The sequence below is a fragment of the Micromonospora sp. DT4 genome (genome assembly GCF_049841675.1).
Classification (GTDB): domain Bacteria; phylum Actinomycetota; class Actinomycetes; order Mycobacteriales; family Micromonosporaceae; genus Micromonospora.
Window position 1 is genome coordinate 1 of the sequence record NZ_JBNCKT010000036.1, and the last position, 9,667, is coordinate 9,667.

Below are 9,667 nucleotides of genomic sequence, written 5' to 3' on the forward strand. Positions count from 1 at the left end.
TCGTTGCTCAGCAACGTCGATCATGGACACCCTCGCTCTTGTTCGCTGCCCCGCACCCCTTGGAATAGATCGTCTAGGGGGCCGCACACTGGGACCCGTGAGATGCCTCGTCACCGGAGCCACCGGATACATCGGCGGGCGGCTGACGCCGCTGCTGCTCGCCGACGGGCACACAGTGCGCTGCCTGGCCCGCAAGGCCGTACGCCTGCGCGACGTGCCGTGGGCGTCGGCGGCCGAGATCGTCGAGGGCGACCTGAGCCGGCCGGAGACGCTGGCCCCCGCGTTCGCCGACGTGGATGTCGCGTACTTCCTGGTGCACTCGCTCGGTCGGGAGGACTTCGAGGCAGCCGACCGAGCGGCGGCGACGAACTTCGCGGCGGCGGCCTGCGCGGCCGGCGTACGCAGGATTGTTTATCTGGGCGGTCCGGAGCCGGCGGCCGACGCCGAGGTTCCCTCGCCACACCTGCGGTCCCGGGCCGAGGTGGGCCGGATCCTGCTGGCCAGCGGGGTGCCCACGGCGGTGCTCCGCGCCGCGGTGATCATCGGTTCCGGCTCGGCGTCGTTCGAGATGCTGCGCTACCTGACCGAGCGGCTGCCCGCCATGGTCACCCCCCGGTGGGTCGGCAACCGGATCCAGCCGATCGCGGTCCGCGACGTGCTGCGCTACCTGGCCGGTTGCACCACGCTGCCGCTCGAGGTGAATCGCGGCTTCGACATCGGCGGGCCGGACGTGCTCACCTTCCGCGACATGATGCAGCGGTACGCACGGGTGGCCGGCCTGCGGCGACGGATCATCGTGCCGGTCCGCCCGCTCACCCCGTCGCTCTCCTCGCACTGGGTCGGGCTGATCACCCCGGTGCCAAACAAGATCGCCCGCCCGCTGGTGGAGAGTCTGATCCACGAGGCCGTCGCCCACGAACACGACATCGCCCGGTACGTGCCCGACCCGCCGGACGGCCTCACCGGCTTCGACGAGGCGGTGGCGTTGGCGCTGGCCAAGGTACGCGACGCCCAGGTGGAGACGCGCTGGTCGACCGCCAGCGGCCCGGACGCGCCCGCCGAGCCACTGCCCAGCGACCCGGACTGGTCCGGCGGCACCGTCTACACCGATGTGCGGGAACGGGCGGTGGACGCGTCGCCGACCGCGCTCTGGCGGGTCATCGAGGGCGTCGGCGGCGAGCACGGCTGGTACTCGTTCCCCCTCGCCTGGTCCGTACGCGGATGGTTGGACCGGCTGGTCGGCGGTGTGGGGCTACGGCGGGGCCGACGCGACCCGCATCGCCTCCAGGTCGGCGAGGCGCTGGACTTCTGGCGGGTGGAGGAGATCATCCCCGGCGAGTTGTTGCGGCTGCGCGCGGAGATGCGGCTACCCGGCCGTGCCTGGCTGGAGATGCGGGCGCTGCCGACCGACGACGGCCACAGCCGCTACCAGCAACGTGCCGTCTTCCTCCCCCGCGGTCTGGCGGGGCACGCCTACTGGGGATCGGTGACCCCGTTCCACGCGGTGATCTTCGGCGGAATGGCCCGCAACATAGCCCGCAACGCCGAACAAACCCCTAGTTCGTGGTGCGGGAGCCGGTGACCTGGAGCGCGGCGCGTTCGCTCGGCGGGACGAAGTCCTGTACCGGCTGGTTGCGCAGGGCACGAGCGAGCACCTCGCCCACCGCGGTCACCATCCGGGCCTGCACCGCCTGACCGACCGCGTCGCGCGGGTCGTCGGGGTTGGCGGCCATCGAGGCGACCGCCAACTGCGGGGTGAAGGCCACCACCGTCTCCGTCTCGTACCGCTCGGAGCTGCCGGTCTTGCCGGCTACCGGGCGGCCCAGTCGGGATCGCAGATCGGGCGCCGTGGCACCGTCGCACCGCCCGTACATCGACTGGTCGCCCACCGGGCAGCGGGCCGCGTCCGCCGCCGCCCGTGCCACGTCGGTGTCGAGCACCTGACGGCAGTCCGGTTTGGCGGCGTCCACGGAACGGCCGGCCGAGTCGCTGATCGAGACCACCGGCAGCGGCGCGCACCACGTCCCCTCGGCGGCCACGGTCGCGTACGCCACCGCCAGGTCCAGCGGGGTCGTCGCGGCCACGCCCAGGGTGAACGGGCCCCAGTCCTTCGCGCCGTAGCGGGCCAGCCGCTCGTCGGAGTCGGCACGCAGCACGATGCCGAGCCGCTCGGCCATCTCCACCACCCGGTCCGCGCCGACCCGCTCGGTGAGCCAGGCGAAGTAGGTGTTCACCGACCTGCCGAACGCGGTCCACATGGTGCGGGGGCCGTCCATCGACGAGGGGCTGGCGTTCGACGGGCACCAGTGACCGTCGCAACTGCCCGCCCCGGTCGCCGGGAAGCGGGTGAGTAGTTGCGTCGGCGCCGTGAACTCGGTCGACAGCGGCAGGCCGGATTCCAACGCGGCCAGCATGGTGAAGAGCTTGAACGTCGAACCGCCCTGATACCCGTCGATGGCCCCACCGCCGGCGACGAGCTGGTTGACCGTGTTCGGGTGGTTCTTCTGCCCGACCGGGTTGTCCTCGACGCTGTAGGTGCGGTTCACCGACATCGCCAGCACCCGGCCGGTTCCGGGCTGCACCACGGCGGTCGGCACGGCCCGGGCCTCGGTCTGCCGGTAGATGCGCAGGACCTGCTCGGTGGTCGTCTGCTGCACGGCCGGGTCCAGCGACGAGACGATGGAGAACCCGCCCCGGCGCAGCGTGCGCTGCCGCTCGTCGGCACTCGACCCGAACGCCGACTGGCTGCTCCACCAGCGGGTGAACCAGTCGCAGAAGAAGCCCCAGTCGTTGTGCCCGTCGGGCACACCCGTGCAGTCGTTCGGCGTCTCGCTCGGTCGCAGCTGCAACGGCTCGGCCTGAGCCGCGGCTGCGGCATCGACGGGGACCTGACCCGTCTCGACCAGGCGTTCCAGCACGTACGTCCGTCGGCCCAGGGCGGCGTCGGCGTCCCCGTTGATCGGGTCGTCACTGTCCGGCGACCGGACCAACCCGGCCAGCAGCGCGGCCTGGGGCAGGGTCAGCTCCGCTGGCGAGACCGAGAAGTAGCGCTTGCTGGCCGCCGCGATCCCGTACGCCCCGGCGCCGAAGTAGGCGATGTTGAGGTAGCGGGTGAGGATGTCCTCCTTGCTCAACTCCCGCTCCAGCGCCAGCGCGTACCGCATCTCCTGGAGCTTGCGGGCGGTGGTGACCTCGGTGGCCGCCTGGCGCTGCCGCTCGGTGAGCCGGGGGTCGCTGCTGAGCACGTTGCGGACGTACTGCATGGTCAGGGTGGAGGCGCCCTGCCGGGTCTTGCCGTCCCGCTTGTTCACCGTGAAGGCGCGCACCACACCGCGCAGGTCCACCCCGCTGTGCTGGTAGAACCGGACGTCCTCGGCGGCCACGATGGCCTGGCGCATCACCGGGGCGACCTCGTGCAGCGGGACGTCCACCCGGTCCTCCTGGTAGAAGGAGGTGATCAGGGTGGTGCCGTCGTTGGCGTAGAGGTTGGAGCGCTGCGCGGTGGGCGGCGTACGGAGCGTGCTGGGCAGCTCCGAGTACGGCGTGGAGAGGGCGCTGAAGCCGATTCCGAAGACGAGGGCCGCAGGTAGCGCGGCACCGGCCAGTACCAGTCCGGCGAGCACGCCGGCGATCACCACGGTCAGCACTTTGTCGAGTCGGGCCCGGATCATCAGCTCTCCCCGCAGGAGCCGGTCACGCTAGGACCCGTTCAGAATGACCCGGAACACCCCTTTCGCCCCTCGTTTTCCCCAAACCCGGAGGAAACTCGCACGGCGCTCAGGGCAGCAGCGTGGCGGCCAGCGGGTGGACCGTCTCCTCGATCTCGTCCGCGACCCGGGTGAAGCACTGGTCGCCGCGACCCCACGGGTCGTCGAGATCGTCGGTGGGCAGCGCCGAGGCGCCCATCCGGTTGTCGTGCGCCGCCGCCACCAGGGCCACGCCCCGCGCGTACACCGCCTGCGGGGTCCCCTCGGCTGCCGGCAACCCGGCAACGTCCACCGCGGCCAGCAGCCGGCCGAACTCACCCACCACGAAGGTGCGGGCCGCCGCGTCCGGGCGGAGCGCCACCACGTACTCCTGCTGGTCGGCCGTGGCCGTCAGGACCAGGTCGGCAGCGTCGATGTGGTCCGAGCGCAGCTTGCGCGCGGCGAACCCGTCGACGTCACCGCCACGGTCGATGACCTGCCGCGCCGCCGGCGGGTTCATCTCCTCGCCCGCGTGCCAGCCACCGGTGCCGGCACTGTGGCTGTGCAGCAACTCCTCGGCGGTGGCCGGGTCCTGCGAACGCCGCGCCAACCGTTCCCGCACCGCGAGGGCGAGCAGCCGCTCGGCCATCGGCGAACGGCAGATGTTGCCCATACACACGTGCAGGACGGTGAACGGGGGCACTCAGGCCCCCTGGACGTCGAGGAGGCCCGGTACGACCTCGCGCAGCTTCTCCAGCGGGATCGCGCCGGCCCGCAGCAACTGCGGCACCTCGCCGGTCAGGTCCACGATCGTGCTCGGCACCGGATCGGGGCAGGGCCCGGCCTCCAGGTACGCGCGCACCGAGTAGCTGAGCTGGTCACGCGCCTCCTCGGCGGTCACCGCTGCCGGCTGGCCCGTCTTGTTGGCCGAGGAGACCGCCATCGGGCCGGTCTCGCGCAGCACCTCCAGGGCCACCGGGTGCAGCGGCATCCGCACCGCCACCGTGCCGGTCTTGTCACCCAGGTCCCACTGCAGGCTCGGCGAGTGCTCGACCACGATCGTCAGCGCACCCGGCCAGAACGCCTCCACCAGGTCCCGCGCCGCCGAGGGCAGCGAGAAGACCAGGCCGTCCAGGGTGTGCCGCGAACCGATAAGCACCGGCGGCGGCATCTGCCGGCCCCGGCCCTTCGCGTCCAGCAGCGCCTTGACCGCGTACGGCGTGAACGCGTCCGCGCCGATCCCATAGACGGTGTCCGTCGGAAGGACGACCAGCTCGCCGTTCTTGACCGCCTCGATGGCCGCAGCGATGCCGCGGTCCCGATCTGCGGGCGATCGGCAGTCGTAGAGCATCACGAGGAGTCAGTCTGCCACGCCGGCCCGGACACGGGTGTGCTGGCCGTCCGCCCGTCGGGACGCGGTGGCGTACCGAGGGCGCCCGGTGAGGTCCGGATGCTCCGTGACGGCGTCGAAACGGCCGTCACGGGCGAACAGCTCCGGCACCGCCACACCGTGCGTGTCGTCGTGCTCGACCCCGATCACCCCGCCCGGTCGAAGCAGCGCCGCCGCCCGGTCGATCACCGGCCGGATCACCGCCAAACCGTCGGCGCCTCCGAAGACCGCCTCCGCCGGATCGTGTGCGGCCACCTCCGGCGGCACGACCACCTCCACGGGCACGTACGGCGGATTGCAGAGCAGCACGTCCACCCGACCCACCAGGCCGTCCAGCAGGTCCGCAGCGGTCACGTCGGCCTCGACCACCTCGATCGGCCGGTCCCCCGCGGCGGCCCGCTCGGCCGCGTTGCGGCGGAGCCACGCCAGCGCCGCCGAGGACCGCTCGACGGCGATCACCCGGGCGTCGGGCAGCTCCTGCGCCACCGCCAACGCGATCGCGCCGGTGCCGCTGCACAGATCCACCACCAGCGGTTCCGGTCTGCCCCGGCCCTGCTCGACACCCCAACCGGCCAGCAGCTCCGTCTCCGGGCGGGGCACGAAGACACCCGGACCGACCGCCAGCTCCAGGTGCCGGAAGCCCGCCCGACCGGTCAGGTGCTGCAACGGCTCCCGACCGGCGCGACGCCCGACCAGCTCGTCGAGCCGGGCCAACTGGGCGTCGTCCAGGTCGTCGGCGAGCGCCAGCCGCCCCCGGGGCACGTCCAACACGTACGCGGCCAACAGCTCGGCCTCCACGCGCGCCGGGCCCACCCCGGCCGCCGCGAGCACGCGGGCCGCCCAGGCCACCGCGGCGGACGGACGGGTACGACCTGTCCCTTCGGGGGGGTGTTGCGGCAGAGTGGTCACACGATAATCATGAAGCGTCGCGGGCGACGCCATGAACGGGTGCGTCGAGGCGCACACGACAGGAGGTTGTGGGTGGGCTGGCTCGACCGGGTCCATGACCAGGTTGACACTCTCTCGCACGCCCGCGCTTTGCAAGAAGCAAGTCGCTCCGCGGAGTCGTACACCCTCCTGGAACGGGTGATCCGTACCACCTCGGACCCGGCGGCCCGCGCGGACGCCATGGTGCAGCGCCTCTCGGCGCTGATCAACCTCGGTCGGACGGCGGAGTTCACCAGGGCCATCGAGGAGGCGTCGGCGGCCGTCCGCGACCTCGCGGAGCCCTACCTGCACGGGCACCTCAACGCGCTGGCCGCGCTCGCCGCGCACCACCAGGGCGCCCTGGACCGCTGCGTCACCCACCTCGTCAAGGCCGCCCGGGCGCTGAGCGCCGTGGACGACCCGGACCGGGACACCGCCTGGGGCTGGCACGACCTCGCGATGGCCTACAGCTACCTCAGCTTCCACGGGTACGCCCTGGGCGCGATCGAACGCGCACGGCAGCTCGGGTTGACCGCCGGCATCCCGGAGGAGACGTTCGCCGCGCCGGGCATCCGGCTGCGCAACGCCGTGGCGCTGGACCACAACGGCGACAGCGACGGCTGCCTGCGCGTACTGCGGGACGTGGCGGCCGACCTGGCCCAGTTCGTCCAGAGCGGGCGGGCCGGTCGCCTGCGTCCGAGCAGCCTCGCCGCGTACGGATACTCGGCGGCACGACAGGCCGCGCTCGGCGACACCCTGGAACCGGCGGACGACGCCGTACCTTCCCGGCTGCTCATCCACGGCGGTGACAGCGCCCGCGCACGGGACCTGCGGCAGCTCGGCATGGTCTGCCTGGCCGTCGCGGACGGTCGGCCCATCGAGGCGGTCACCCGGCTGGACACCATCCAGGTGTCCACCGAGACGCTCGGGGCAGCCGAGCCGGCCCGGCTGCGCAGCATCGCGCTGGCCCGCGCCGGCGACCATCCCGCGGCCCACCGGGCGGACCGGCTGGCGTTCCGGCTCGCCGCGCAGCGCAACGACCGGCTGCGCGACGTCTACATCGACGGCATCGCCGCCCGGATCGACCACGAGGAGATGCGTCGGGAGGCGGCACGGTACGAGGGTGAGGCGTTGACCGACCCGCTCACCGGGCTACCCAACCGGCGTCGCCTGGAGCGGTACATCACCGCCGTCGTCACCCGGGGCGAGCGGGTCGTCATCGGCGTCTGCGACCTGGACGGCTTCAAGGCGGTCAACACCCGGCACGGCCACCACTCCGGTGACCTGGTGCTGCAACGTATCGCCGGGGTGATCAACCGGGTGATGCGCCGGGGTGACTTCGTGGCCCGCTACGGCGGCGACGAGTTCGTGGTGGTGCTCCCGAACACCGGCATGGCCGAGGCCGCCGAGGTGGCCCGCCGGATCGAGGCTGCGGTACGCAACGAGGACTGGGAGTCGCTGGTGCCGGGCACCCCGGTCGGGGTCAGCATCGGCTTCGCGGAGGTCTCCGGCGGCGGCGGGCTGCGCGACGCGCTCAGCGTCGCCTTCGAGCAGGCCGACCGGGAGATGCTGCGCGCCAAGTCACGCCCCCGCGCGAGCTGACCCCTCGGCGAGGGCGTCGATCAAGGACTTGTGGTGCCTCACAAAAGGTCCACGACACGACATTCGACCCACCACTACTCCATGATCGGCGGGGCGGGCGGTGGGTCAGCGGCGGGTCAGTTCGGTGTCGCCGGCGAGGCGGGCGGCGCGGTCGGCCTCGACCAGAGCGTCCAGCACCCCGTCCAGGTCGCCGGCGAGCGCCAGGTCCAGGTTGTACGCGGTGTAGCCGATCCGGTGGTCGGTGATCCGGTTCTGCGGGAAGTTGTAGGTGCGGATGCGCTCCGAGCGGTCCACGGTGCGTACCTGCGCCTTGCGGGCGTCCGAGGCGGCGGCGTCGGCCTGCTCCTGGGCGGCGGCGAGCAGCCGGGCCCGCAGGATTCGCATCGCCTGCTCCCGGTTCTGCAACTGGGACTTCTCGTTCTGACAGGAGACGACGATGCCGGTCGGAACGTGCGTGATCCGTACCGCCGAGTCGGTCGTGTTGACCGACTGGCCACCCGGACCGGACGAGCGGAACACGTCGATACGCAGGTCATTCTGATCGATGGTGACGTCGACGTCCTCGGCCTCCGGCAGCACCAGCACCCCGGCGGCGCTGGTGTGGATGCGGCCCTGCGACTCGGTGACCGGGACGCGCTGCACCCGGTGCACGCCGCCCTCCCACTTGAGCCGCGACCAGACGCCGTTCCCGCCCTCCGGCACGCCCTTCGTCTTGATCGACAGGGAGACGTCCTTGACCCCGCCGAGGTCGGAGTCCTGCGCGTCGATCACCTCGGTGATCCAGCCGTGCCGCTCGGCGTACCGGGTGTACATCCGCAGCAGGTCGCCGGCGAACAGCGCCGACTCCTCACCGCCCTCACCAGCCTTGATCTCGACGATCACGTCCTTGGCGTCGTACGGATCACGCGGAATGAGCAGCTCGGCGAGGCGCTCCTCCAGGGCCGGCACGGACGCCGCGATGGTGTCCGCCTCGGCGGCGAACGAGGGATCCTCGTCGGCCAGCTCACGGGCCGCGGCCAGGTCGGCGCGCGCCTGCTCCAGCTCGCCGGCGGCTTTGTGCAGCGGCACCAGCTCGGCGTACCGGCGACCCACCCGGCGCGCGGTTGCCTGGTCGGCGTGGATGGCCGGGTCGGCCAGCCGCTTCTCCAGCTCCGCGTACTCGTCGAGGAGGCCGGCCAGACGCTCGCTGCTCATGCTGCGGATGCTCCTTCGACGGTGCGACACCGGACCCGGCCCGATAGCCGACGGCGCGTGGAAACGGGCGAAACGCGGACGGCGCCCGCGTCCGGTGGAAAACCGGACGCGGGCGCCGAACGGGGAGTTACTTGGCCTTCTTGGCCTGAACCTTGGCGTACTTCTGCTGGAACTTCGCGACCCGACCGGCGGTGTCGAGAACGCGCTGCTTACCGGTGTAGAACGGGTGGCAGGCGCTGCAGGTCTCGACGTGGATCGCCCCGCCCTTGGCGGTGCTACGGGTCGTGAACGTGTTACCGCAGGAGCAGCTGACCTCGGTGGTCACGTACTCCGGGTGGATGTTTGCCTTCATCTCGCCTCGGTCCTCTCGTTGGTGGTCGCCGGGTCGCCGTCATCACTCGTCGCGCCGTACGCGACGGGCTCGGGCGTGAACCGGAACCGGTGGCCGATTGACCAGTGTGCCATGGGCGTGAGCCGACCCGGCAAGCGGGCCGCACACCTCGTCCGGCATCGTCAACACGTACCTCCCCGTCCGCATTCCCGCTGCCCGGCGGGGCATTCGCGCAGCTGGCGGCCATCCGCCGGGTACCCCACCGGGGGTACGGCTCTGCCCTCACCCGCCCCCTCGGCCCTCCCCCTCCGCCACCTTTACTCTGCTTCAACGGACGCAACAGAGAGCGGCCCGAACCGTTGCGTCCGGTGAAGCAGAGCAAAGGACGTGTGGAGCACAGGTGGGGTGGGACGGGGTGGCTTGAGGCCGGAAACGAAGAGAGGCGTGGGCGGTACGGCCACGCCACATCGCGGCGGGCGGGCACCGCCCCAGGGGGACACCCCCCGCGGCGACGTGGCGGTATGGCACAGGAACTCG

Annotated in this window: 8 protein-coding genes; 2 read left to right on the forward strand and 6 right to left on the reverse strand. The window is 72.0% G+C overall.

Going from position 1 to position 9,667, the window contains the following annotated elements; genetic code table 11:
• Positions 1-97 precede the first annotated feature (97 nt).
• On the forward strand, positions 98-1,582 hold the full coding sequence (locus ACLQ24_RS13145) for an SDR family oxidoreductase (protein ID WP_425891559.1): 1,485 nt from the start codon (positions 98-100) through the stop codon (positions 1,580-1,582).
• On the opposite strand, the gene ACLQ24_RS13150 is transcribed toward ACLQ24_RS13145, so the two are convergent.
• The 4 genes from ACLQ24_RS13150 to prmC form a co-directional block, all read right to left on the reverse strand.
• Complete coding sequence (locus ACLQ24_RS13150; protein WP_425891561.1) at positions 1,557-3,671, reverse strand: transglycosylase domain-containing protein; 2,115 nt, start codon at positions 3,669-3,671, stop codon at positions 1,557-1,559. The genes ACLQ24_RS13145 and ACLQ24_RS13150 overlap by 26 nt on opposite strands.
• Before the next feature lie 106 nt (positions 3,672-3,777).
• On the reverse strand, positions 3,778-4,389 hold the full coding sequence (locus ACLQ24_RS13155) for a phosphotyrosine protein phosphatase (protein ID WP_425891562.1): 612 nt from the start codon (positions 4,387-4,389) through the stop codon (positions 3,778-3,780).
• Positions 4,390-5,037 (reverse strand): L-threonylcarbamoyladenylate synthase, encoded by a 648-nt coding sequence (locus ACLQ24_RS13160; protein ID WP_425891611.1) that lies wholly within the window; start codon positions 5,035-5,037, stop codon positions 4,390-4,392.
• A 9-nt stretch (positions 5,038-5,046) separates the two neighbouring features.
• A complete protein-coding gene (gene prmC / locus ACLQ24_RS13165; RefSeq protein WP_425891563.1) occupies positions 5,047-5,985 on the reverse strand; it encodes a peptide chain release factor N(5)-glutamine methyltransferase in 939 nt (312 codons plus the stop codon).
• Between the two features lie 72 nt (positions 5,986-6,057).
• On the opposite strand from prmC, the gene ACLQ24_RS13170 reads away from it, so the two are divergent.
• Entirely contained in the window at positions 6,058-7,605 is a 1,548-nt protein-coding gene (locus ACLQ24_RS13170; protein WP_425891565.1) for a diguanylate cyclase domain-containing protein, read from the forward strand.
• A gap of 105 nt (positions 7,606-7,710) precedes the next feature.
• On the opposite strand, the gene prfA is transcribed toward ACLQ24_RS13170, so the two are convergent.
• Positions 7,711-8,799, reverse strand: a complete 1,089-nt coding sequence (prfA, locus tag ACLQ24_RS13175) for a peptide chain release factor 1 (protein WP_425891566.1) — start codon at positions 8,797-8,799, stop codon at positions 7,711-7,713.
• 127 nt (positions 8,800-8,926) lie between these two features.
• A complete protein-coding gene (gene rpmE, locus ACLQ24_RS13180; RefSeq protein ID WP_007464546.1) occupies positions 8,927-9,151 on the reverse strand; it encodes a 50S ribosomal protein L31 in 225 nt (74 codons plus the stop codon).
• Positions 9,152-9,667: the final 516 nt, after the last annotated feature.

Excerpts from the sequence above, each read along its gene's own strand:
- ACLQ24_RS13150 (WP_425891561.1), bottom strand. The coding sequence starts at position 3,671 with ATGATCCGGGCCCGACTCGACAAAGTGCTGACCGTGGTGATCGCCGGC.
- ACLQ24_RS13160 (WP_425891611.1), bottom strand. The coding sequence starts at position 5,037 with ATGCTCTACGACTGCCGATCGCCCGCAGATCGGGACCGCGGCATCGCT.
- prfA (WP_425891566.1), bottom strand. The coding sequence starts at position 8,799 with ATGAGCAGCGAGCGTCTGGCCGGCCTCCTCGACGAGTACGCGGAGCTG.
- rpmE (WP_007464546.1), bottom strand. The coding sequence starts at position 9,151 with ATGAAGGCAAACATCCACCCGGAGTACGTGACCACCGAGGTCAGCTGC.